This is a genomic window from Serratia sp. ID 25-353 (assembly GCF_054792795.1).
Window position 1 is genome coordinate 405706 of the sequence record NZ_CM139236.1, and the last position, 22216, is coordinate 427921.

Genomic DNA, 22216 nt, shown 5'->3' on the forward strand with positions numbered 1-22216 from the left:
CTCATGAGGGGCGCGGCAGTGATGCCGCGCCCTTTTTTATTGGCCCGAAATCGTTTTATTATCTGAAGATTACCTCGCCTGCCTGAAGGAACACCATGTCCTGGGAAACCTGGAGTTTTGCATTTAACGTCACCGTGCCGAATCTGCTGATGATGCTGCTGGGGATCCTGCTGCGCCATTGGCGCCTGATGGATGACCGCTTCGTCGACGGCGCGACCCGCCTGGTGTTCAATCTGGCGCTGCCGTGCCTGCTGTTTTTCAGCATCGCCACCAACCACCCGCAGCTGCTCGGCAACCTGCCGCTGGTGCTGTTCGGCGCGGTCGGCACGCTGGCGACCTTCCTGCTCTTGGAGCTGGCCGCCAAGTGGCTGGTGAAAGAACCGCGTGAGCGCGGGGTGTTCGTGCAGGGCGGTTTCCGCGCCAATACCGCCATCGTCGGCCTGGCCTACGCCATGACCGCCTACGGCAGCGAAGGCATTGCGCTCGCCTCGCTGTACCTGACGGTGACGGTGATCCTGTTCAACGTGCTGTCGGTCATCACCCTCACGCGCAGCCTGCAGGGCGGGCAGGGCAAGAAAATCAGCCACCTGTCGCTGCTGCGTAGCATCGTTACCAACCCGCTGATCATTGGCCTGGTGTGCGGGCTGCTGTATGCGCAAACCGGGCTGGGCATCCCGACCGTGATCCGCCAGACCGGCAGCTATATTTCCGCGCTGTCGCTGCCGCTGGCGCTGCTGTGCACCGGCGCCAGCCTGGATTTTCGCGCCATGTTCCGCTCGTCCAACGTGGCGGCGCTGTCGTCGGCGGCCAAGCTGTTTCTGGTGCCGTGCCTGATGACGCTGGCCGGCTGGCTGTGCGGGTTTCAGGGGGCGGCGCTGGGCATTATCTTCCTGTTTTCCGCCACGCCGACCGCTTCGGGCAGCTATGTAATGACGCGCGCCATGGGCGGCAACGCCACGCTGGCGGCCAACATTATCGCCATCACCACCGTCGGTTCGTTCTTCACCACCGCGTTGGGGATCTATTTCTTGCGCTCATGGGGCGCGATTTAGCCTGGAGTCGTTATGGAAGCGCACTGTCCGCACTGCCGTCAGACCATGAAGTGGGTAGCGGGTCACTACCATTGTGAAGCCTGCCAGCGCGATTATCTGCAGCTGGCGAGCTGCCCGGAGTGCGGGCAGCCGCTGCAAGAATTGAAAGCCTGCGGGGCGGTGGATTACCTGTGCCAGAACGGGCACGGGCTGATCTCCAAGAAACGGGTGAATTTCAGCTATCAGCCGCTGTAAGCCCTCACTCATCCACCTGTCCGGTTTTCCACAGATCCACCAGCGCCTGCGGCGCGCTGCTTTCCGGGATTAACAGCACGATCTCAGTGCTCAGGGTGGGGCTGGTGTAGTTGATTTGCACGCGGTAGTAGCGCTGGTCGCCGCAGCCGGGGGAGGTGGGCTGGCCTTCTTCCTGCGCATAGGGCAGCGTCTGGTTCAGCAACTGATTCAGGCGCTGCCGCTGCTCCGGCGTGATATCGGCCAGCGCGATGCGGCGCTGGCCCGCCAGTTTGGGAATGTAGGCGAAGCCTCCCTCGCGCGCCAGCTCAATGACCGTATCCTGATTGAGCGTCGGCAGCGGTTTCATTATTCCACCCCCACCTGATGCCAGGCTTGCTGCACCTTGTCCGCTACGCTCTGGTCGAAACGCGCTAGCGCATGTTTCACCGTGGTGCGGGCGAAGGTGGCGAAGTCGGCGTTTTGCGGCAGCGCTTTGTCGCACACCGTGTCATACCAGACATAGCCGGCTTTCTCCCAGGCGAAGCCGCCCAGCGCCGTCGCCGCCAGGTAGAAGGCGCGGTTGGGGATGCCGGAGTTGAGGTGCACGCCGCCGTTGTCTTCCTTGGTTTGGATATAATCCTTCATGCTGGCGGGCTGGGGGTCTTTGCCCAGCAGCGGATCGTCGTAGGCGGTGCCGGGTGCCGACATCGAGCGCAGCCCATCGCCTTTGATGCCCTTGGCGAGCAGCCCGGCACCGATCAGCCAGTCGGCTTTATCGGCGGTTTGCTGCAGGTGGAACTGCTTGACCAACGAGCCGAACACGTCGGACAACGACTCGTTGAGCGCCCCTGACTGCTGGTAGTAGATCAGCCCGGCTTCGCTCTCGGTCACGCCGTGCGCCAGCTCGTGGCCGACCACGTCGATGGCGATGGTGAAACGGTTGAAAATCTCGCCGTCGCCGTCGCCGAACACCATCTGCTGGCCGTTCCAGAAGGCGTTCTGGTACTCCTTGCCGTAGTGTACGCTGCCGACCAGCGGCAGCCCCTGGTTATCCAGTGAATTGCGGCGGTAGGCCTGCCAGAAGAAATCGTAGGTGACGCCGAGATAGTCGTAGGCCTCGTCCACCGTCACGTCGTGGTTGCTGGGCTGGCCTTCTTTGCGTACCTGTTTGCCGGGCAGCTGGGTGCCGTTCTGGGCGTCGTAGATATCGCGGAGCGCTTCGCCGGCTCGGGCGTTTTTCTCGGTCGGCGAACGCAGCGGCTTGTTGCCGAGCAGGCTTTGCACGTGGTTCAGCGTGTGCAGCGCGCAGTCGCGCTGCGGGGCATTGCCGTGTTCAATGATGCGGCGCAGCATGTAGGGAGGAATGACGGAACGCATGCGCTGGGCTGGCATAGTGGCTCTCCTTAGGCAAAAATTTTACCTCATCGAATGAATGCACTGTGCCTAAGTGTAGCCTACTCGTCATAAAGCCTGTGGTCATGCGTGCTCACCGCCGGCGCGGTCTTGTGCGGGCTGATGCGCCGCACCGAGGCGCGCACCGCCAGCCGGCCGTGCAGCAGCAGGTTGCACGGCGGCGCGTCGGCGCGCAGCATGCGCCGCTGCAGCAGTTGGATCGCCTCGTAGCCCAACTCGTCGCGCGGAACCTGCACCGAGGTCAGCGGCACATCGTGGATTTCCGCCAGGTTGAAGCCGTCGGTGCTCATCACCGAGACGTCGCCCGGCACGCTCAGCCCCCGCTTGTTGAGCGCCTTGACCGCCCCGACCGCCATGTAGTCGCCGCCGGCCAGGATCGCCGTCGGCAGCGGGGCGTGGCCGTGGATACCATCGAGATAGGTGGTCAGCGCCTGCTCGGCCTCTTCGCCGCCGAAGCCCGAGGTGGTGACCAGATGGCGGCCGTCGTCGAACGGCAAATGATGCCGGGCGTAGGCCTGCCGGATGCCCGCCAGCCGCAGCTCCATGGTGTGGCGGCGCAGACACTGCAAATTGAGGATATGGCTGTGCCCCTGCTGGAACAGGTAGCTGGCGGAGTAATCACCGATCAGCTGATGATCCGGTGAGACGCTGTCCAGCCGCATCTGCCGATCGCTGCAGTTGATCAGCACGCAGGGCTTGTGCAGATCGGCGGCCAGGGTGTGGATATGCTCGTCGTCGATGCCGATGATCAGCGCCGCTTCGGTGTGCGGGTCGCTCATCTTTTCCAGAAACAGCGCGCCGTCGCTGTGTTGCTCTTCCAGCCCGCAGTAGCGGATGCGCACCTCGTGCTCCATCAGCGCGGCAGCGATACCCTGAATGACCTTGTAGTAGAAGATGTCGGTGCGCACGTCGAACGCGCGCTGCGGCGCGAACACCATCACGTTGTTCAGCATCAGCCGGCCGCTGGAAATACCCTGCAGAATGCCGTTTTGCTGCGCACAGTCCAGCACCTTGCGGCGCGCCTCGGCGCTGGTGTTGGCCTTGCCCGCCAGCACGCGGGAAACGGTGCTGATCGACAACCCGGTTTGGCGAGCGATCTCCTGAATTTTCAGCTTTCCGTTCATTCTGTGATCTCCTTCAAATTCGTCCATGAGAATATTTTCACCGCGGATTTTCAGCGTCTTGACCGGCTTTTATGCCCATTATGACTATTTTTTCACCCGCCTGTGAAAATCTTTGCAAAAAACCCCGTTTCGCTGCGCGCTCTCGCTGGGTAGTCTGCATTGGTACACCAATTTTAGCGACCTGTCAGTCCAATTTTAACGGTGTGCGAAAAAGAAAACAAAAAATAAATCATGGGGTTGTGATTGTCTGTCGGCCAATGCTACCGCGCCGACCCGTTTTCACCGCCCCGTGTTTGATAGCACAACGTACCCTACCAAAACGCGCGTCGCCGTCGCCGGCGGCCGCGGGGAGAGAACCGATGAGTGTGGAGATCAATCAGGCGGTCGCGCAGAGCGGCCGGCGCAAGTTCAAATCGCTGCGCTGGTGGATGCTGGCGCTGTTCTTGCTGGGCGTCACGGTCAACTACATCACCCGTAACTCGCTGGGCATTCTGGCGCCGGAGCTGAAAACCAGCCTGAACATGAGCACCGAGCAATATGCCTGGGTGGTGGCGTCGTTCCAGCTGGCCTACACGGTGTTTCAGCCGATCTGCGGCTGGCTGATCGATGTTATCGGCCTGAAGATGGGCTTTCTGATCTGCGCCGGCATTTGGGCGGTGGTATGTATGCTGCACGCCGGCGCCGGCAGCTGGCTGCAACTGGCCATTCTGCGCTTCTTCATGGGGGGCGCGGAGGCGGCGGCCACCCCGGCCAACGCCAAGGCGATCTCCGACTGGTTCCCGAAGAAGGAGCGGCCGATCGCCGCCGGTTGGGCGGGCGTCGGTTTCTCCATCGGCGCCATGCTGGCGCCGCCGATCATCGTCATTGCTCACGTCTCCTTCGGCTGGCAGGGCGCCTTCCTGTTCTCCGGCGGGCTGGCGCTGATCTGGGTGGTGCTGTGGTGGCTGTTCTACCACTCGCCGCAGCAGCACCCGAACCTCAGCCAGCAAGAGTTGGATCTGATCCGCGAAGACAACGAGCCGGTGCTGCCGAAGCTGCCGTTCCTCACCTCGCTGGCCAGCCTGTGCAAGAACAAGAAGTTCTACGGCATCGCCATCCCGGCTTTTCTCGCCGAGCCGGCCTGGGCGGTCTTCAGCTTCTGGGTGCCGCTGTATCTGGCCACCGAACGCGGCATGGATCTGAAACAGATCGCGATGTTTGCCTGGCTGCCGTTCCTGGCGGCGGATATCGGCAGCGTCGCCAGCGGCTATCTCACCACCCTGTACCGCAAATGGTTCGGCTGCAGCCGCGTCAACTCGGTGGTCGCCAGCTCGGTGACCGGCGCTTTCCTGATGGTGTCGCTGGCGTTCGTGGCGATCACTCAAGATCCCTATGTGGCGATCGCGCTGATCTCGATCGGCGGCTTCGGCCACCAGGTGATCTCCTGCATGCTCAGCGCCTTGGTGGTGGAATCGTTCGATAAAAACCAGATGGCGACGGTCAACGGCATGCGCGGTTCCAGCGCCTGGATCGCCAGCTTCCTGTTCACGCTCCTGATCGGCGCGGTATCCGACACCATTGGCTTCAACCCGCTGTTTATCGCCATGGGCTTCTTCGATCTGATCGGCGCTGTGTTCCTGATTGCCCTGATCGCCGAGCGCGGCGGTAAGAAAACACCTTCACACAGCTAAGTGAGATATTTATGAAAACCTTGAAAAACTGGGCGCTGGCGGCGCAGCATGCGGACCACGTCGAGCTGTTGGTCGATGAACGCCACCGTTTCTGCCTGTACGTGCTGGAAAACGATCTGTTCCGCGTGCTGATCAAACGTGAGGGCGAACTGGCGCTGGATCGCACCTGGAGCATCGCGCCGCAAGAGGATGTGCCCTGGGAGGGGCGCGATCGGCTCAGCGTCGCCGGTTTCAGCCTGCCGGGCTATCAGCTGCGCCAGGAGGGCGATCGGCTGGTGGTCAGCACGCCGCGGCTGCGCGTGACGGTGCATCAGCCGCTGTGGTTGGCGTGGGAGTATTGCAATACCGCCGGCGAGTGGCGGCCCTTGGCGGCGGATCGGCCGACCAGCGCCTACCTGCTCAATGCGCACGGCGACGGCGTGGCGCATTACCAGCGCCGTTTCGCCGATGAGCGCTATTACGGCCTGGGAGAGAAAGCCGGCGATCTGGAGCGCACCGGCCGCCGCTTCGAGATGCGTAACCTGGACGCCATGGGCTACAACGCCGCCAGCACCGATCCGCTGTACAAGCACATTCCGTTCACCATTACCCGCGGGCCGGAGGCGAGCTTTGGCCTGTTCTACGACAACCTGAGCAGCTGTTGGCTGGATCTGGGCAACGAGATCGACAACTACCATACGGCCTATCGCCGCTATCAGGCTGAAGCGGGCGATCTGGATTACTACCTGTTCCTCGGGCCGAAGGTAGTGGACGTCACCAAGGCCTTCGTGCGCCTGACCGGCCGCACCCACTTCGGGCCGAAGTGGAGCCTGGGCTACAGCGGCTCGACCATGCACTACACCGACGCGCCGGATGCCCAGCAGCAGCTGCAGCAGTTCATCGCGCTGTGTCGCCAACACGCCATTCCCTGCGACTCCTTCCAGCTGTCGTCGGGCTACACCTCAATCAACAACAAGCGCTACGTGTTCAACTGGAATTACGACAAGGTGCCGCAGCCCAAGCAATTGAGCCAGGCGTTTCACGACGCCGGCCTCAGGCTGGCGGCCAACATCAAGCCGTGCCTGCTGCAGGATCACCCGCAGTATCAGGCGGTGGCGGCGCAGGGGCTGTTTATCCGCGATTCGCAAAGCGACGCGCCCGAGCGCTCCAGCTTCTGGGACGACGAGGGATCGCACCTCGACTTCACCAACCCGGCGGCGGTGCGCTGGTGGCAGCAGGGTGTCACGCAGCAGCTGCTGGAGATGGGCATCGATTCGACCTGGAACGACAACAACGAGTACGAAGTGTGGGACGGCGAAGCGCGCTGCCACGGCTTCGGGCGGCCGATCGCCATCAAGCACATCCGCCCGGTGATGCCGCTGCTGATGATGCGCGCCTCGATGGAGGCCCAGCAGCGCTTCGCGCCGCAGAAGCGGCCGTACCTGATCTCGCGCTCCGGCTGCGCCGGCATGCAGCGCTACGTGCAGACCTGGAGCGGCGACAACCGCACCAGCTGGCAAACGCTGCGCTACAACATCCGCATGGGGCTGGGCATGAGCCTGTCCGGGCTGTATAACCTCGGCCACGACGTCGGCGGCTTCTCCGGCGACAAGCCGGACGCGGAGCTGCTGGTGCGCTGGGTGCAAAACGGCGTGATGCATCCGCGTTTCACTATCCACTCCTGGAACGACGACGCCACGGTCAACGAGCCCTGGATGTACCCGGCCGCCACCCCGGCGGTGCGCGAGGCGATCAACCTGCGTTACCGGCTGCTGCCGTATTTCTACACCCTGCTATGGCAGGCCTGCGCCGACGATGAGCCGATGCTGCGCCCGACCTTTCTCGATCATGAACAGGATGCGCGCACCTTCGGCGAGAACGACGATTTTCTGATCGGCCGCGATCTGCTGGTGGCCAGCATAGTGGAACCGGGGCAGCGCCGGCGTTCGGTGTATCTGCCGGACAACGGCGAAGGCTGGTACTGCTTCTACAGCGGCCAGTGGTTCGGCGGCGGCCAGACGGTGACGCTGGCGGCGCCGCTGGAGCGCCTGCCGCTGCTGGTGCGCGCCGGGGCGGCGATGCCGCTGTCGCAGCGGCTGGCGCATGTGGACGTGGCCGCCGACGATCGGCGCGAGCTGCGGCTGTTTCCGCTCAAGGGCTGCGGCGCAAGTAGCGGGCTGCTGTTTGAGGACGACGGTGAAAGCGAAGGCTGGCGGCAGGGCGATGCGCTGTGGCTGCGCTGGGAAATGCGCTGCGACCCTCAGCGCATCATGCTGGATATCACGACGGAAGGGCGTTTCCGCCCGGCCTGGCGCACGCTGACGCTCAGCCTGCCGGAAGGCGAGACGCGCGCGCTGTGGGTGAACGGCGAACCGGGCGAGCGTTTTACGCTGGAGTAGGGGCTACTCGGCCGCGCGTTTCTTGCGCGGCTTCTTGGCGACGGTGATGGTTTTCACCTCGCTTTCCACCCAGCCATCCTGCAGGCGGGTTTTCAGCAGTTCGCCGACCTGCGCCTGTTTGGTGGTTTTCAGCAGCTCGCCGCGCGGGGTTTGCGTCACGCTGTAGCCGCGCGCCAGCGTCGCCAGCGGGCTGACGGTTTCCAGTTGGCTGCAGGCCACGCCGAAGCGCTGGCGGTAGGCGTTGAGCTGCCGCTCCATCGCCTGCTGCAGGCGGTATTCCTGCTGCTGCACGCGCTGTTGGTAGCGGTGAATGCGGCCCTGCGGCTGCACCTGTGCCAGCCGCTGCTGGGCGCGTTCGCTGCGGCGGGCGGCCAGGCGCAGCTGTTGCTGCATGCCGTCTTCCATACGGCGCTGCAGCTTGAACAGCAGCGTCTGCTGGCGCGCCAGGCGCAGATGCGGATGCTGCTGCTGTAAACGGTGGTGAATGCGGGTGAACTGCTGCTGGCGCTGCGCCAGGTAGTAATCCATCGCCATCTCCAGCCGCTGCTGCTGCGACTGCAGCTGGCGCAACAGCTCAAGCTGATTGCGGCTGACCAGTTCGGCGGCGGCGGATGGGGTCGGCGCGCGCAGATCGGCGACGAAATCGGCGATGGTGACGTCGGTTTCATGGCCGACGGCGCTGACGATCGGAATGCGGCTGGCGAAGATTGCCCGCGCCACGCGTTCGTCGTTGAAGCTCCACAGATCTTCCAGCGAACCGCCGCCGCGGCCGACGATCAGCACGTCGCATTCGTCGCGGCGGTTGGCGGTCTCGATGGCGCGCACGATCTGCATCGGCGCTTCCGCGCCCTGCACCGAGGTGGGGTAGATGACGATCGGCAGCGACGGATCGCGGCGCTGCAAGACCTGCAGAATATCGTGCAGCGCCGCGCCGCTGGCGGAGGTGATCACCCCGACGCGTTTGGCCGGGGCGGGCAGCGGCTGCTTGAATTGCTGATCGAACAGCCCTTCGGCGCTCAGGCGCTGTTTCAGCTGCTCGAACTGTTGCTGCAGCAGGCCGTCGCCGGCGGGCTGCATGCTCTCGGCGATCAGCTGGTAGTCGCCGCGCGGTTCATACAGCGTGATGCTGGCGCGCACCAAAACCTGCTGGCCGTTTTGCGGCCGGAAGGTGACGCGGCGGTTGCTGTTGCGGAACATCGCGCAGCGCACCTGAGCGCGGTCGTCTTTCAGCGTGAAATACCAGTGGCCGGAGGCGGGCTGGGAGAGGTTGGAGATCTCGGCGGAGAGCCAAATCTGCCCCATTTCCATTTCCAGCAGTTGGCGAACCGTCTGATTGAGGCGGCTTACGGTAAAAATGGAAGGCGAAACAGGTAGCGACATGTGACCCAGATCAAATTTCAAAACAATCACTTAATTGGTCGATACTACATGGCTGAAAAAGGTAATCAAGACTTTTTGCAAGAAAGTGCTGGAGGCAACCGATTCCGCTCTGTATAATGCCGCGGCAATATTTTATCTTTTTCACAGCCCACCCTGGTGAGATATTGCCCATGCTACGTATCGCTAAAGAAGCTCTGACGTTTGACGACGTCCTCCTGGTTCCAGCCCACTCCACGGTTCTGCCTAACACCGCAGAGCTCGGCACTCAACTGACCAAAACCATCCGCCTGAACATCCCTATGCTGTCCGCAGCCATGGATACCGTTACCGAATCCGGCCTGGCCATCGCGCTGGCGCAGGAAGGCGGCCTGGGCTTCATCCACAAAAACATGTCCATCGAGCGCCAGGCTGAAGAAGTCAGCCGCGTGAAGAAACATGAAAGCGGCGTAGTTACCGACCCGCAGACCGTTACCCCATCCACCACGCTGCAGGAAGTGAAAGAGCTGACCGCCCGCAACGGCTTCGCCGGTTACCCGGTCGTGACCGAAGACAACGAGCTGGTCGGCATCATCACCGGCCGCGACGTGCGCTTCGTGACCGATCTGACCCAGCCGGTCACCGCGGTCATGACGCCAAAAGATCGCCTGGTCACCGTGAAAGAAGGTGAAGCGCGCGACGTGGTGCTGCAGAAAATGCACGAAAAGCGCGTAGAAAAAGCGCTGGTGGTGGACGACAGCTTCCACCTGTTGGGCATGATCACCGTTAAAGACTTCCAGAAAGCGGAACGCAAACCGAACGCCTGTAAAGACGAGCACGGCCGTCTGCGCGTAGGTGCGGCGGTCGGCGCCGGCGCCGGCAACGAAGAGCGCGTTGACGCGCTGGTGGCGGCAGGCGTTGACGTCCTGCTGATCGACTCCTCGCACGGCCACTCCGAAGGCGTGCTGCAGCGCATCCGCGAAACCCGCGCCAAATACCCGGATCTGCAGATCGTCGGCGGCAACGTTGCGACCGCAGCGGGCGCCAAAGCGCTGGCTGAAGCCGGCGTGAGCGCGGTGAAAGTGGGTATCGGCCCTGGCTCCATCTGCACCACCCGCATCGTGACCGGCGTGGGCGTACCGCAGATCACCGCCATCGCCGACGCGGTGGAAGCGCTGGAAGGCACCGGCATTCCGGTTATCGCCGACGGCGGCATCCGCTTCTCCGGCGATATTGCCAAAGCGATCGCCGCAGGCGCATCCTGCGTGATGGTCGGTTCCATGCTGGCGGGCACCGAAGAATCCCCGGGCGAAATCGAGCTGTATCAGGGCCGTTCGTTCAAGTCTTACCGCGGCATGGGCTCGCTGGGCGCGATGTCCAAAGGCTCTTCCGACCGTTACTTCCAGACCGATAACGCCGCCGACAAACTGGTGCCGGAAGGTATCGAAGGCCGCGTTGCCTATAAAGGCATGCTGAAAGCCATCGTGCACCAGCAGATGGGCGGCCTGCGCTCCTGCATGGGCCTGACCGGCTGCGCCACCATCGACGATCTGCGCACCAAGGCGGAGTTCGTGCGCATCAGCGGCGCCGGCATTCAGGAAAGCCACGTGCACGACGTGACCATCACCAAAGAGTCGCCGAACTACCGCATGGGCTAATGCCTTAACCTCTCCTGAGTGAGAGGCCGGAGTGGGGCGTTAAGCCCCATCCCGAAACACACATTTTCGCTCTTTTTCTCTTGTTGCTGGAATTCGCCTCACATGACACAAAATATCCATAAGCATCGCATCCTGATACTGGACTTCGGTTCGCAATACACCCAACTGGTCGCCCGCCGCGTGCGCGAAATCGGCGTTTACTGCGAACTGTGGGCGTGGGACGTTAGCGAAGAGCAGATCCGCGAATTCAACCCAAGCGGCATCATCCTCTCCGGCGGCCCGGAAAGCACCACCGAAGCCGGCAGCCCGCGCGCCCCGGACTACGTGTTCAACGCCGGCGTGCCGGTGCTGGGCGTGTGCTACGGCATGCAGACCATGGCGATGCAGCTGGGTGGCCATGTGCAGGGCTCCAACGAACGCGAGTTCGGCTATGCGCAGGTGGAAATCGTCAAAGAGAGCGCGCTGCTGCGTGATATCGAAGACGCCATCAGCCCGGCCGGCAAACCGCTGCTGGACGTGTGGATGAGCCACGGCGATAAAGTGACCGCGATCCCGTCCGACTTCGTGACCATCGCCAGCACCGACACCTGCCCGTTCGCCATTATGGCCAACGAAGAAAAACGCTTCTACGGCGTGCAGTTCCACCCGGAAGTGACCCACACCCGCCAGGGCCAGCGCATGCTGGAGCGTTTCGTACTGGACATCTGCCAGTGTGAAGCCCTGTGGACCCCGGCCACCATCATCGAAGATGCGGTCGAGCGCATCCGCGAGCAGGTGGGTGAAGACCACGTGATCCTCGGCCTGTCCGGCGGCGTAGACTCCTCCGTGACCGCGATGCTGCTGCACCGCGCCATCGGCAAACGCCTGACCTGCGTGTTCGTCGACAACGGCCTGCTGCGCCTGAACGAAGCCAACCAGGTGATGGAAATGTTCGGCGACCACTTCGGCCTGAACATCGTGCACGTCGAGGCGGAAAACCGCTTCCTGACCGCACTGGCGGGCGTGGACGAGCCGGAAGCCAAGCGCAAGATCATCGGCCGCGTGTTCGTTGAAGTGTTCGACGAAGAAGCCTGCAAGCAAGAGCAGGTGAAATGGCTGGCGCAGGGCACCATCTACCCGGACGTGATCGAATCCGCCGCTTCCGCCACCGGCAAAGCGCACGTGATCAAGTCGCACCACAACGTGGGCGGCCTGCCGAAAGAGATGAAGCTGGGCCTGGTCGAGCCGCTGAAAGAGCTGTTCAAAGACGAAGTGCGCAAGATCGGCCTGGAGCTGGGCCTGCCGTACGACATGCTGTTCCGTCACCCGTTCCCGGGCCCGGGTCTGGGCGTGCGCGTGCTGGGCGAAGTGAAGAAGGAGTACTGCGACCTGCTGCGCCGCGCCGACGCCATCTTCATCGAAGAGCTGCACAAAGCCGACCTGTACAACAAAGTCAGCCAGGCGTTCACCGTGTTCCTGCCGGTGCGTTCGGTCGGCGTAATGGGCGACGGCCGCAAATACGACTGGGTGGTCTCCCTGCGTGCGGTAGAAACCATCGACTTCATGACCGCGCACTGGGCGCACCTGCCGTATGACTTCCTCGGCCGCGTCTCCAACCGCATCATCAACGAAGTGGACGGCATCTCCCGCGTGGTGTACGACATCAGCGGCAAGCCGCCGGCGACGATTGAGTGGGAGTGATTTGACACTTCCCGCAGCCTGTTCGTAACTAGGTCTTAGTGACTAAAACCCTCTGTTTTTACAGAGGGTTTTTCTTTGTATGGCCATGTCTTTTCTGCCTGTTGTCAGCCATGAGGTAAGTTATGGGTAAAGCCGAACATTGTTTGTGGTCGAAATATGGCCTATGTTCAGACCTTGGTATGATTGATAGCGCCTGGGGATACGATGAAAGTAGAGACCATCAACTACGTTATAGAATCCTATGAGCAGCAGAAGCGAGAGAACGCCGTTGCTCTACTGAAATTGCTGACGCTGTCAGAGAAGGATAAAGCGGAAGGGCGCGTGTTCTCAAAGGAACAGCTGTTGGATGAGCTTTAAGCTTTACAGTGCGCAACATTAAGGGATTGCAGTGGAGCGGCAGGTGGCCTTTGAGTACACGCGTACCGTAAGGCACTGTATTGACTCCATTGTCACATCAGTAGGACATCCAGCAGCTGCTGTTTAAGCGAATCATCATGGCCTGATAGCCCGCTGGGCTGCCTAATCCTTGTTTTCCTGCAAGTGAAAGACTATAGGGATCGCATCACCCGTCCTGCTCATCATACTTGCGCTGGCACTCCTGAATCGCCTCAATATTCCCTAACGTCCAGTCGAACAGTATCGAGAACGGCCCCTGCAGGGATTTGCCGAGCGGCGTCAGCGAATACTCGACGCCAAGCACCCGCCCATCCAACACTTTGCGATGCACCATGCCGTTGCGTTCCAATTTGCGTAGGGTCTGGGTCAGCACGCGTTGCGTGACGCCATCCAGACGGCGCTTGATGGCGTTGAAACGCTGCGGCTCACGCAGCACTTCCAGCACCATCATGGACCATTTATCGGCAATCTGATCGAGCACGATGCGGCTCGGGCAGTCGGCGCGGTAAACAACATCGGTCTTATCCATCGGTATCTTCCTGCATCCCTGGGATGCTTAAGGTGCGTAATTGACGCCAGGTATGCAAAGTATACCATTCGAAACACGGCGCGAATAACCCGCACTTGGACCCCAGGTAAAAGGACATTGAGATGACAGATACAGATTTCAGCAAACTCAGGCTGTCTCATGCGCACGGCGTGATGACGATCGCTATCGATAACCCACCGGTAAACGTACTCGATGTGGCGCTGATGTCGGAAATCAGCCGTTTATTGCTCGCGGTGCGTGACGATCCGGATACGCGGGTGTTGGTATTCCAGAGCGCGAACCCAGCGTTCTTTATTGCTCACGTCGACATGACCTTGATCGATGAGCCGCACGCTTTCGACGAACTGGCGAGCAACGCGCCGGAGGGGCTTAATCCGTTCCAGGCGTTTGGCGAACTGCTGCGCAGCCAGCCGCAGGTCACTCTCGTTAAGCTGGCTGGGCTGGCGCGCGGCGGCGGCGCCGAGTTTGTGGCGGCGGCCGATATGGCTTTCGCTGCACGGGAAGCGGCGGGGCTGGCCCAGTGCGAGGCCTTGATGGGCATTACGCCCGGCGGCGGCGCGACGCAGTATCTGACGAGTCGAATGACGCGCGGCCGCGCTCTGGAAGTGATCTTGGGCGCCGATCTCATCGATGCCGCTACCGCAGAACGCTACGGCTGGATTAACCGTGCCTTGCCTGCCGCCGAGCTCGATGATTTCGTCGAGCGGTTAGCGCGCAATATCGCGGCATTGCCAGAGGGCGTGATTGTGGCGGCCAAGCAGGCGATGCCTGTACCGGATCTGCAGGCCGGTTTTTATCGCGAGCACGACGCCTGGGCGGGATTGTTCGCACGCCCGGCCGCGGAGCGGTTGATCCGCGGCGGGCTGAAGGCCGGTGCGCAAACCCCGGAGGGGGAGCGCAACCTTGAAGGCCTGCTGCGGCATCTTGCCCGCTAAGGCGCCGCCGCGCGCTAGCCGGCCCCCCACTGCGTCAGCAGCGCATGCAGCCTGGCCGGCTCCAGCGGTTTGCGCAGCACCAGATAGCCTTCCTGTTCGGCCTCTTGCAATATCTGCGAGTTGAACTCGCCGCTGACCATCGCGCCGCTCACGTCCGGCAGGCGTTCGAACAGCGCTTTCAGGATGTCGAAACCGCTCTCGCCGGAACGCAGGCGCTGGTCGCACAGCACGGCGAACGGCGTAAAACCGTCGTCGACGATGGCGAAGGCTTCCTCGGCGGAGGCCGCGCAGCGCACGGTGATGCCCCAGGTGCTCATCAGGCTCTCCCAGGCAGAGGTCACCAAAGGATCGTCGTCCACCACCAGGCAGGCGCCGCGCAGCGGTGCATAGCGGGTAGGCGTGGCGGTGTTGTCGTAGGCGGCCGCGGTTTCCGGCGCTTTGTCTTCGCCGACGTATTGCGTGAAGCGCATCCAGAAGCGCGAGCCTTTGCCTTCGACGGAGTGCATGCCGTACTTCACCTTCATCAGCTTGGCGCAGCGTGCCACCACTGCCAGCCCCAGTCCGTGGCCGGCGCTGTCGATTTTCCATGCCAGCTCGGGGCGGTAGTAAGGGGAGAAGATTTTGCTTTTCTCTTCGTCGGCGATGCCCACGCCGGTGTCCCACACTTCCACCAGGCACTCGGCGCCGCGCGGGCGGATGGCGATCAGCACGCCGCCCCGTTGCGTGTAGCGCAAGGCGTTTTGGATCAGGTTGATCAGCGATTGCCGCACCAGCAGCGGATCGCCCATCACGCTGATGCGCCGTTTGGGCCGCCAGGTGCGCAGCGCCAGGGCGCGGCTGTTGGCCTCTTCGCGGAACAGGGTGATCACCGAGTCGAGCAGGGCGCCGATATCCACATGGGTGGCGGCGGTGCGCACGTTGCCGGATTCGATCTTGCTGAGATCGAGCAATGAATTGAACATCAAATGCACCGAACGCACGCTCTGCTGCAGATCCAGCAGCTGCGGCGTCAGGCTGTCGTCGCGGTTTTTGTGGATGATGGCTTCGATCAGAAAGCCCATGGCGTGCACTGGTTGGCGCAGATCGTGGCTGGCGGTGGTCAGGAACTGGTTCTTGTCCAGCAGCGCCTGTTCCGCCTCCTCTTTAGCCTGGCGGAACTGCTCCGCCAAGCGCGAGCTTTGTTCTTCGAGCAACGCCTGCTGGATAAAGAACGCATGCGAGGTTAACGCGTGGCGGTAAATGGCAAAGCCGTACAGCAAGTTCAGCATCAGCACGATGAACATCACGTCTTCCAGCCGCCAGATGATGCCGAGGTTCAGCAGCCCCCAGGAGGCGAAGAAAAAACGCGTAAAGGTGCTGATAACCGGCGTCAGATGCGTTGCGTTGGCGGCAACGATCGCGGCGATGCTGATATTGAGCAGCAGAAAAAAGTCAAAGTTATGGGTCTGCGGGGTAATTAAATAGAGTGATGAGATCCCCAGCCCGTGAATAAAAGCCACCTTATTAATGCGCGGCAGCCAGCGGCGCAGCACGGTGTCTTCATCATTTTCCTTGGCCTCACGCAGGTAGCGACGATGTCCTATTCGGATCGCCACGGCACATAGCAGGTAAACGATGATCCAGGTAATGGTTGGGCCGAGTTTGTCGCCCAGCAAATAAATCCAGATGGCGAACGGGATGCCGACGAAAGGCACGGCGGTGAAACTGAACACCAACCGCATGAAGGTGTTGTCCAGCAGGCGGATCTGTGCGCGTGGGGAGATGCCATCATTTTGTAAATTCTGGAAAAACCTCATGGCGACGGATCCCGTTTGCCGTGCAGCAGCGTGATGGCTTCCACCCGGCTGTTGACGCCGATCTTTTTCAAGATATTGCTGATATGCTCTTTCACGGTCGGCTCGGAAATAGACAGTTGCGTTGCGATTCTTTTATTTGGTAGACCGCGCAACATCATAGTTAATACGTCGATTTGCCTTGGCGTTAAATTGAACCTATTTAAATGGTCATGGTTGTTTTTAATGGCGGATTCATTTCCTTCCGGGAACCACTCCTGATTATTATTTAGCGCAAAAACCGCCCTGGCGAATAATTCAGGTGGCTCGTTTTTTAATACGAAACCGTGCCCGCCGGCATTGTGCACTTTCTGCCAGATATCGTTATTCTCGTCGCCGCTGACCACCAAAATCCGTACCTGCGGATAACGTTGTTTTACTTCTTTGAGTAATTTCAACGCCGTACCGGAAGAGAGCCAAAAATCGATCACCAGTAAACGCGGCGGGCCATTTTCCCTAATATGGCGGTAGCAATTCTCTTCATTGGTCACCACATGCGCCTGTTTGAATCGGCAATGCGTGCTGAGAAAATTGGCGATGCCGCTTGCTACCAATGGATGGTCATCAACGACCAACGCATAATCCTGCCCCAAAGGATTCTCCTTTCGCTTTCACAGTTCAGATAGGTCTGATGAATTATTATCAACCCTCCCTACTTTAGGAGGGTTTTTTCGTTTAGGAAAGGGAAATATATTATTCGAGGATTTGGATAAGAGAAAACATAAAGCCAATCGATAATTTTAACTGATTGGTTATAAAGGATAATTTATGAAGAAACCACTTATCGCTTTAACCGTTACGATGATGATAGCCGGTTGTTCCACCCTGAAAACCGATCAGGCCATTCCATTACTGCAGGCGGAAACCGCCAAAATGCTGGGCCTGGGCTCATCGGACGAAATTACCGTGACCAATGTCAATGGCGCACAGCCAGATGCGCTGGGCGGCCAAAAACTTTCTTATCGCGCCACCACGGAAAAAGGCCGTATTTTCGATTGTTCATCGCTGATGATGCCGGGAATTTTAGGTTCGTCACCGTCGCTGAGCGCGCCGACCTGTACGCCGGTGGTCACGCATAAATAATTCGCTTTGGGGGGCGGCATTGCCGCTTCCTGGTTTTCCATCGTCGGAGCGTCAGCGCCGGGGGGCAATAAGCTTTTGCTTCGACGATCACTAAACCGGCGTGCGCGAAATAACGCCTCACACCTCCTCTAGTGTATTGAGTTTTCCTATAACAATAAATTTCGCGCCATCACGCTAACGAGTACGGAGATAGCCCGTGAATGACAAGACATCGCACCCTTTAGCGGTTAAAACACCGCTTTCCAAACTTTACCTCGCTCTATTTTCTGCGCCGCTGCTGATGCTGGCGCCCGCCGATATCGCTCGCGCAGACGATGCCATTTTTGATGGCGACTCAAAAATTACCGAATCATTGGCCTACACCGGGGACGTTTACGTCGGCCGTAATCAAAGCGGCAACCTGCTGATCGAGAATGGCAAGATCAGCGCCTATAACATCAATATCGGCCGGATGTTCAACGGCCAAATTCATGAGAGCGTAGTCACGGTCCGCGGGCCGAATGCCGAGCTGAATGCGGTGAACGATCAGTTCGTGCTGCGCGGCGGCCTGAATCTGGGGCGGGGCACCTTGCGCGTTGAAGACGGTGCGCTGGCCAGCGCGAAAGAGATCGTGGTCGGCACCACGCGCGGCTATGACAGCCACCTGATCGCCACCGGCGCCGGTTCTCGCGTCACCAGCAATTTTCTCAGCGTCGGCACCGACTTAGGGGCGCGATCCACGCTGGCGATTGAAGACGGCGCGGTGCTGAACACCGCCTTTGACGCACGCATCGGCAATGGCAGCGGGCCGGGCGAGACCGATACGCTGAGCCCGAAAGCCACGGTCACGGGGGCCAATTCCCAATGGAACGTCGGCCGCGCGCTCACGCTTTACGGCGATCTGGACGTGCTGAACGGCGGGGCGGTCAACGTCGGCGGCATTCAGGTGGCGGGCGTCTCCGGCGCGCGTAAAACTGCCGAATTGACGATCGCCGGCAACGGTTCACGCGTGACCAGCGGCAGCAGCGTCAACGTCGGCGATTACGGCAATGGCGTGTTGGCGGTCATGGACGGCGGGACATTCTCCGCCGGCGGCAACGAAGTGGTGCTGGGTGAGACCGGCTCCGGCTCGAACCGCGGCGCGCTGATTATTGGCAGCCGCGGCAACATGGACACCGGCACCGGGTTGACCGAGCCGACGCTCGGCACGGCGGGTGCCGCAGGCACTATCGATGCCCAGACGGCGATCGCCCTGCGGGGCGGGCTGTTCGGCAGCTATGTGTACTTTAACCATACCGACGGCAATTACGTCTTCAGCAACAAGATGAGCGGCGAAGGTGAGGTGATCAACACCGCCGGGCAGACGACGCTGAACGGCGATCTCACTGAGTTGCAGGCCAACGTCACCGCGCGCGGCGGTAAGCTCATCATCGCCAGCGACATCAATACCCAGAAAGAAGACGATATCTTCGAGATCCAAACCCTCAGCGCCGAGAACGGCGGCACGCTGATCCTCAACGCGACGGCGGGTTCCGACGTCAATAACGGGCAGGGCTACAGCAGCGCCGCGTCGATCAAGGCCGGCGGCACGCTGGGCGGCAACGGCACGCTGGGCCAGACCGAGATCCAGTCCGGCGGCCATATCTCGCCCGGCGACGGCAATATCGGCACGCTGACGCTAAAACGCTACCTGAATTTTATCGGCGAATCCTTCTATGACGTCGATATCGCCGGTGACGGCCGCAGCGACCAGCTGCTGGTGGCGGGCAAGACCACCATCAGCGATCGGGCCAAGGTGCAGGTGACGGCGCTGGATCCGCAAACCAGCTATAAAACCGGCCAAAGCTACCGCATTCTGACCTCGGACGGCGGCATTGACGGCCAGTTCGCGGCGGCGGTCTCCAAGTCTGCCTTCCTCGATGTGGCGTTGAACCACAGCGCCAACGCCGTGGATCTGACCATTGCGCAGAAAGACACGGGCGGTGAAAATCCAGGCGGCGAAAATCCGGGTGGAGAAAACCCAGGCGGTGAGAATCCAGGGGGCGAGAATCCGGGCGGGGAAAACCCAGGTGGTGAAAATCCGGGGGGCGAGAATCCGGGCGGGGAAAACCCAGGCGGTGAAAATCCGGGGGGCGAGAATCCAGGCGGCGGCAAGCCGGGCATTTTCCAAACGGTGGCCGAAAGCGGCAACCAGTGGAATACCGCTGGCGCGCTCTCGACGCTGACGCAGAGCGGCCCTTCGCTGGCGCTGTACAACTCGCTGCTGCTGCTGAGTGCGCCGGAAGCGCGCGAGGCGTTCAATCAGCTGTCCGGCGAAGTCTATCCGTCGATGCAGTCTAACCTGATCGCCGGCAGCACCCAGCTGTTCAACGTGCTGAACCAGCGCATGCTGCGCCTGTTCGACAACGACAGCCTGCCGATACCGCCGTTGGCGATGTCGCTGGTGCAACCGGCGCAGGCGCAAAACAGCGGCGTCTGGGGGCAGACCTTCAGTTCCTGGAGCAAAAACAGCGGCAACGGCAACGTGGGCAAGCTGGATGGCAACACCACCGGCTTCCTGTTGGGCGCGGATCGCAAGCTGACTGATCATAACGTACGCATCGGCGGCTACTTCGGTTACAGCCGCGGCGACTACGACGTCGACAGCCGCCGTTCCAAGGCCGATACCGACAACTACCACCTCGGCCTGTATGCGGCGGGGCAGCAGGATGCGTTCTCGCTGCGCGGCGCGCTGGGTTACACCTGGCACAAGATTGAAGGCAAGCGCAACGTCGATTTCAGCGGCTTCTCGGATCGGCTGAAGTCGGATTACGACGCGAACTCGCTGCTGGCGTTCACCGAAGCGGGTTACCGTTTCGGCCAGCCGGAGATGAACGTCGAACCGTTCATTAACCTGAGCTATATCCGCCTGCATACCGACAGCTTCCAGGAGTCGGGTGGCGCGGCGGCGCTGAGCGTGCGCAATGAAACGATGAACACCTTCTACTCCACGCTCGGAGTGCGCGGCGTGACCGAACTGCCGAAGAATGTCAGCCTCTACGGCTCGCTCGGCTGGCAGCACGCCTACGGCGATAAGAACACCTCATCGCGCATGGCGTTTGCCGGCAGCGACGCGTTCGTCACTCAGGGCCAGGCCGTGGATGACAACGTGATGGTGGGCGATATCGGCGTGAGCGTGAAACTGTCGCGCGCCGCGACGCTGGATGTTGGCTATCAGGGGCAATTCGGTGCCGATACCCGCGTTAATTCGGTCAACGCCAACCTGCGCTGGTCGTTCTGATTTTTCCTCTAGACTTCTCTGGTACTTGCAGGCCCGCTTGATGCGGGCCTTTTTTATGGTGAGGGCTCAGTGGCGGCCTGTGGCTGACTTTTATGATGAAAAAGCCCGCGCAACGGCGGGCTTGGCGCGGGTAAAAGGGGGTTAACGCCCTTTTTTCTTGCGCCCTGGCTGGGTAAAGCGCTTACGGCCGGCCGGCGCAGCGGCTTTGTCGGCGTTTTTGGGGCCGCCGGCACTCGGTTTTTTCGCCGCGGCGGATTTGGCCGGGGCCTTCTTCGCCGGCTTGGCCTCGGACGAGGAGCCTTCAATCAGTTTGAACAGTTCAATCAGCTCGTCATCGGTCAGATCGCGCCATTCGCCCAGCGGCAAGCCTTTCAGGCTGACGTTCATGATGCGCGTGCGTTCCAGCTTGGTGACCTCGTAGCCGAAGTGTTCGCACATGCGGCGGATCTGGCGGTTCAGCCCCTGCACCAGCGTGATGCGGAACACGAAAGGCGCCTCTTTCTTCACCTTGCACTTTTTGGTCACGGTGCCCAGCATCGGCACGCCGGCGCCCATGCCGCGAATAAACTCGTCGGTCACCGGCTTGTTGACCGTCACCAGATACTCTTTCTCGTGATTGTTGCCGGCGCGCAGGATCTTGTTGACCAGGTCACCGTGGTTGGTCAGAAAGATCAGCCCCTGTGAATCCTTGTCCAAACGGCCGATCGGGAAGATGCGTTTGCTGTGGTTGACGAAGTCAGCGATGTTGTCGCGCTCGCCGTCTTCGGTGGTTGTGACGATGCCGACCGGCTTGTTCAGCGCGATCAGCACCAGATCTTCTTCATTGCGCGGTTCGATCAACTGACCGTTAACCTTCACCACATCCCCGGCAAATACCTGAGCGCCAACGGTGGCGCGTTTACCGTTGATGAAAACGTTGCCCTGTTCGATGTATCGATCGGCGTCGCGGCGTGAGCAGATACCGCTCTCGCTAATGTATTTGTTCAGACGAATGGATGAGTTAGTCAGCATGGGATCTCCGTAAAACGCGGACTATACATTACCCGGATGACGCTGCGAAGCGAATCGTTAAGGCTTCCGGCCGTGATTCACGTTAGACGTTAAGGTATAGATTCTTTTTTTAAGCGGGTTAGGATAATAAAACAATTCAGACAGCGATGAGTGAGCATTAGTCGATAGGGAGCCTCTGCGGTATACAGAGCCGCGTATAAGGAATGGGTAGCATGAAAAAATATGTGGTTCTATTCACGGCTTGCTTCCTGGTCGGCTGTCCGGGGCCTGGCGATAAGCTGATTCCGCGCTTCCCCGCCGTCGTCACTGCCAAAGATAACCATGTCTGCATTCTTTCTTCTATGAAGGCGGGGGATAATATCCGCTTCGTTCAGATTTATAGCGAATCAGGCGTTAAGCTCATTAAAGCTATCGATAATGACGTTTTCTTCGTTGAGCCGGGGAGGTGCATGCCGGTATTCGACTATGCTTTTCGGCCAGGGAAGCGCTATTCCGTCGCCTACGATATACAGACACCCGAAGGTTCGCATTTGATTACCGCCGTATTTATGGTTGTCTCCGACGAACGGGGCAACCTGAGGGTTAACCATTAACGCATGTTCTTAG

The 22216-nt window shown here is 60.7% G+C and carries 18 protein-coding genes and 1 pseudogene; 11 read left to right on the top strand and 8 right to left on the bottom strand.

All coding sequences use genetic code 11. The annotated features are described in order from the left end of the window. Window positions 1-95 precede the first annotated feature (95 nt). Both ACYF6X_RS01870 and ACYF6X_RS01875 read left to right on the top strand, forming a co-directional pair. A complete protein-coding gene (locus tag ACYF6X_RS01870; protein WP_047730075.1) occupies window positions 96-1052 on the top strand; it encodes an AEC family transporter in 957 nt (318 codons plus the stop codon). A 12-nt stretch (window positions 1053-1064) separates the two neighbouring features. After that, entirely contained in the window at window positions 1065-1286 is a 222-nt protein-coding gene (locus ACYF6X_RS01875; RefSeq protein WP_130018142.1) for a zinc ribbon domain-containing protein, read from the top strand. 4 nt (window positions 1287-1290) lie between these two features. Here ACYF6X_RS01875 and ACYF6X_RS01880 read toward each other — a convergent pair whose 3' ends face one another. From ACYF6X_RS01880 to ACYF6X_RS01890, 3 genes are all read right to left on the bottom strand, one after another. Continuing rightward, window positions 1291-1632 (bottom strand): protealysin inhibitor emfourin, encoded by a 342-nt coding sequence (locus ACYF6X_RS01880; RefSeq protein WP_033635587.1) that lies wholly within the window; start codon window positions 1630-1632, stop codon window positions 1291-1293. Next, entirely contained in the window at window positions 1632-2657 is a 1026-nt protein-coding gene (locus ACYF6X_RS01885; protein WP_130018143.1) for a M4 family metallopeptidase, read from the bottom strand. Before ACYF6X_RS01885 ends, ACYF6X_RS01880 begins: the two co-directional genes overlap by 1 nt. 62 nt (window positions 2658-2719) lie before the next feature. Beyond that, window positions 2720-3802, bottom strand: a complete 1083-nt coding sequence (locus ACYF6X_RS01890) for a LacI family DNA-binding transcriptional regulator (protein WP_130018144.1) — start codon at window positions 3800-3802, stop codon at window positions 2720-2722. A 359-nt stretch (window positions 3803-4161) separates the two neighbouring features. On the opposite strand from ACYF6X_RS01890, the gene ACYF6X_RS01895 reads away from it, so the two are divergent. After that, window positions 4162-5472 carry an MFS transporter gene (locus tag ACYF6X_RS01895; RefSeq protein WP_063990531.1) on the top strand — a complete coding sequence of 437 codons (1311 nt, stop codon included), beginning with the start codon at window positions 4162-4164 and terminating at the stop codon, window positions 5470-5472. Between the two features lie 11 nt (window positions 5473-5483). Next, window positions 5484-7850 carry a glycoside hydrolase family 31 protein gene (locus ACYF6X_RS01900; RefSeq protein WP_130018145.1) on the top strand — a complete coding sequence of 789 codons (2367 nt, stop codon included), beginning with the start codon at window positions 5484-5486 and terminating at the stop codon, window positions 7848-7850. Between the two features lie 3 nt (window positions 7851-7853). Here ACYF6X_RS01900 and xseA read toward each other — a convergent pair whose 3' ends face one another. Then, window positions 7854-9230 (bottom strand): exodeoxyribonuclease VII large subunit, encoded by a 1377-nt coding sequence (gene xseA / locus ACYF6X_RS01905; protein ID WP_055312720.1) that lies wholly within the window; start codon window positions 9228-9230, stop codon window positions 7854-7856. Window positions 9231-9400: 170 nt separating this feature from the next. Between xseA and guaB the strand changes: the two genes are divergently transcribed. The 3 genes and pseudogenes from guaB to ACYF6X_RS01920 all read left to right on the top strand — a co-directional run. Further along, a complete protein-coding gene (guaB, locus tag ACYF6X_RS01910) occupies window positions 9401-10864 on the top strand; it encodes an IMP dehydrogenase (RefSeq protein ID WP_033635581.1) in 1464 nt (487 codons plus the stop codon). 102 nt (window positions 10865-10966) lie between these two features. Then, entirely contained in the window at window positions 10967-12544 is a 1578-nt protein-coding gene (guaA, locus tag ACYF6X_RS01915; RefSeq protein ID WP_130018146.1) for a glutamine-hydrolyzing GMP synthase, read from the top strand. Between the two features lie 225 nt (window positions 12545-12769). Beyond that, window positions 12770-12901, top strand: a pseudogene (locus tag ACYF6X_RS01920) (type II toxin-antitoxin system Phd/YefM family antitoxin); the annotation flags it as partial. A gap of 205 nt (window positions 12902-13106) precedes the next feature. On the opposite strand, the gene ACYF6X_RS01925 reads toward ACYF6X_RS01920, so the two are convergent. Beyond that, window positions 13107-13469, bottom strand: coding sequence for a winged helix-turn-helix transcriptional regulator (locus ACYF6X_RS01925; protein ID WP_060388328.1), 363 nt, complete (start codon window positions 13467-13469; stop codon window positions 13107-13109). 122 nt (window positions 13470-13591) lie between these two features. On the opposite strand from ACYF6X_RS01925, the gene ACYF6X_RS01930 reads away from it, so the two are divergent. Next, window positions 13592-14425 carry an enoyl-CoA hydratase/isomerase family protein gene (locus tag ACYF6X_RS01930; RefSeq protein WP_130018147.1) on the top strand — a complete coding sequence of 278 codons (834 nt, stop codon included), beginning with the start codon at window positions 13592-13594 and terminating at the stop codon, window positions 14423-14425. Between the two features lie 14 nt (window positions 14426-14439). Here ACYF6X_RS01930 and ACYF6X_RS01935 read toward each other — a convergent pair whose 3' ends face one another. Beyond that, window positions 14440-16221 carry a hybrid sensor histidine kinase/response regulator gene (locus ACYF6X_RS01935; RefSeq protein ID WP_063990527.1) on the bottom strand — a complete coding sequence of 594 codons (1782 nt, stop codon included), beginning with the start codon at window positions 16219-16221 and terminating at the stop codon, window positions 14440-14442. After that, window positions 16218-16850, bottom strand: coding sequence for a response regulator transcription factor (locus ACYF6X_RS01940; RefSeq protein WP_130018148.1), 633 nt, complete (start codon window positions 16848-16850; stop codon window positions 16218-16220). The genes ACYF6X_RS01935 and ACYF6X_RS01940 overlap by 4 nt, the downstream gene beginning before the upstream one ends. A gap of 175 nt (window positions 16851-17025) precedes the next feature. On the opposite strand from ACYF6X_RS01940, the gene ACYF6X_RS01945 reads away from it, so the two are divergent. Continuing rightward, a complete protein-coding gene (locus ACYF6X_RS01945; RefSeq protein WP_025303891.1) occupies window positions 17026-17340 on the top strand; it encodes a putative periplasmic lipoprotein in 315 nt (104 codons plus the stop codon). A 196-nt stretch (window positions 17341-17536) separates the two neighbouring features. Next, the gene (locus tag ACYF6X_RS01950) at window positions 17537-20599 is read left to right on the top strand and encodes an autotransporter outer membrane beta-barrel domain-containing protein (RefSeq protein ID WP_406880158.1); all 3063 of its coding nucleotides are present in this window, start codon (window positions 17537-17539) and stop codon (window positions 20597-20599) included. Between the two features lie 141 nt (window positions 20600-20740). On the opposite strand, the gene rluF is transcribed toward ACYF6X_RS01950, so the two are convergent. Continuing rightward, window positions 20741-21610 (bottom strand): 23S rRNA pseudouridine(2604) synthase RluF, encoded by an 870-nt coding sequence (gene rluF / locus ACYF6X_RS01955; RefSeq protein WP_074026985.1) that lies wholly within the window; start codon window positions 21608-21610, stop codon window positions 20741-20743. A gap of 212 nt (window positions 21611-21822) precedes the next feature. Here rluF and ACYF6X_RS01960 point away from each other — a divergent pair, with 212 nt between their 5' ends. Further along, window positions 21823-22203 (top strand): putative T6SS immunity periplasmic lipoprotein, encoded by a 381-nt coding sequence (locus tag ACYF6X_RS01960; RefSeq protein ID WP_063990523.1) that lies wholly within the window; start codon window positions 21823-21825, stop codon window positions 22201-22203. The last annotated feature ends 13 nt before the right edge of the window (window positions 22204-22216 follow it).

Bases quoted from the DNA above. Each gene is read 5' to 3' on its own strand.
- ACYF6X_RS01880 (WP_033635587.1), bottom strand. From the start codon at position 1,632: ATGAAACCGCTGCCGACGCTCAATCAGGATACGGTCATTGAGCTGGCG.
- ACYF6X_RS01935 (WP_063990527.1), bottom strand. From the start codon at position 16,221: ATGAGGTTTTTCCAGAATTTACAAAATGATGGCATCTCCCCACGCGCA.
- ACYF6X_RS01960 (WP_063990523.1), top strand. From the start codon at position 21,823: ATGAAAAAATATGTGGTTCTATTCACGGCTTGCTTCCTGGTCGGCTGT.
- guaA (WP_130018146.1), top strand. From the start codon at position 10,967: ATGACACAAAATATCCATAAGCATCGCATCCTGATACTGGACTTCGGT.
- guaB (WP_033635581.1), top strand. From the start codon at position 9,401: ATGCTACGTATCGCTAAAGAAGCTCTGACGTTTGACGACGTCCTCCTG.
- ACYF6X_RS01875 (WP_130018142.1), top strand. From the start codon at position 1,065: ATGGAAGCGCACTGTCCGCACTGCCGTCAGACCATGAAGTGGGTAGCG.
- ACYF6X_RS01900 (WP_130018145.1), top strand. From the start codon at position 5,484: ATGAAAACCTTGAAAAACTGGGCGCTGGCGGCGCAGCATGCGGACCAC.
- ACYF6X_RS01945 (WP_025303891.1), top strand. From the start codon at position 17,026: ATGAAGAAACCACTTATCGCTTTAACCGTTACGATGATGATAGCCGGT.
- ACYF6X_RS01885 (WP_130018143.1), bottom strand. From the start codon at position 2,657: ATGCCAGCCCAGCGCATGCGTTCCGTCATTCCTCCCTACATGCTGCGC.
- xseA (WP_055312720.1), bottom strand. From the start codon at position 9,230: ATGTCGCTACCTGTTTCGCCTTCCATTTTTACCGTAAGCCGCCTCAAT.
- ACYF6X_RS01925 (WP_060388328.1), bottom strand. From the start codon at position 13,469: ATGGATAAGACCGATGTTGTTTACCGCGCCGACTGCCCGAGCCGCATC.
- ACYF6X_RS01890 (WP_130018144.1), bottom strand. From the start codon at position 3,802: ATGAACGGAAAGCTGAAAATTCAGGAGATCGCTCGCCAAACCGGGTTG.
- ACYF6X_RS01930 (WP_130018147.1), top strand. From the start codon at position 13,592: ATGACAGATACAGATTTCAGCAAACTCAGGCTGTCTCATGCGCACGGC.
- rluF (WP_074026985.1), bottom strand. From the start codon at position 21,610: ATGCTGACTAACTCATCCATTCGTCTGAACAAATACATTAGCGAGAGC.
- ACYF6X_RS01870 (WP_047730075.1), top strand. From the start codon at position 96: ATGTCCTGGGAAACCTGGAGTTTTGCATTTAACGTCACCGTGCCGAAT.
- ACYF6X_RS01895 (WP_063990531.1), top strand. From the start codon at position 4,162: ATGAGTGTGGAGATCAATCAGGCGGTCGCGCAGAGCGGCCGGCGCAAG.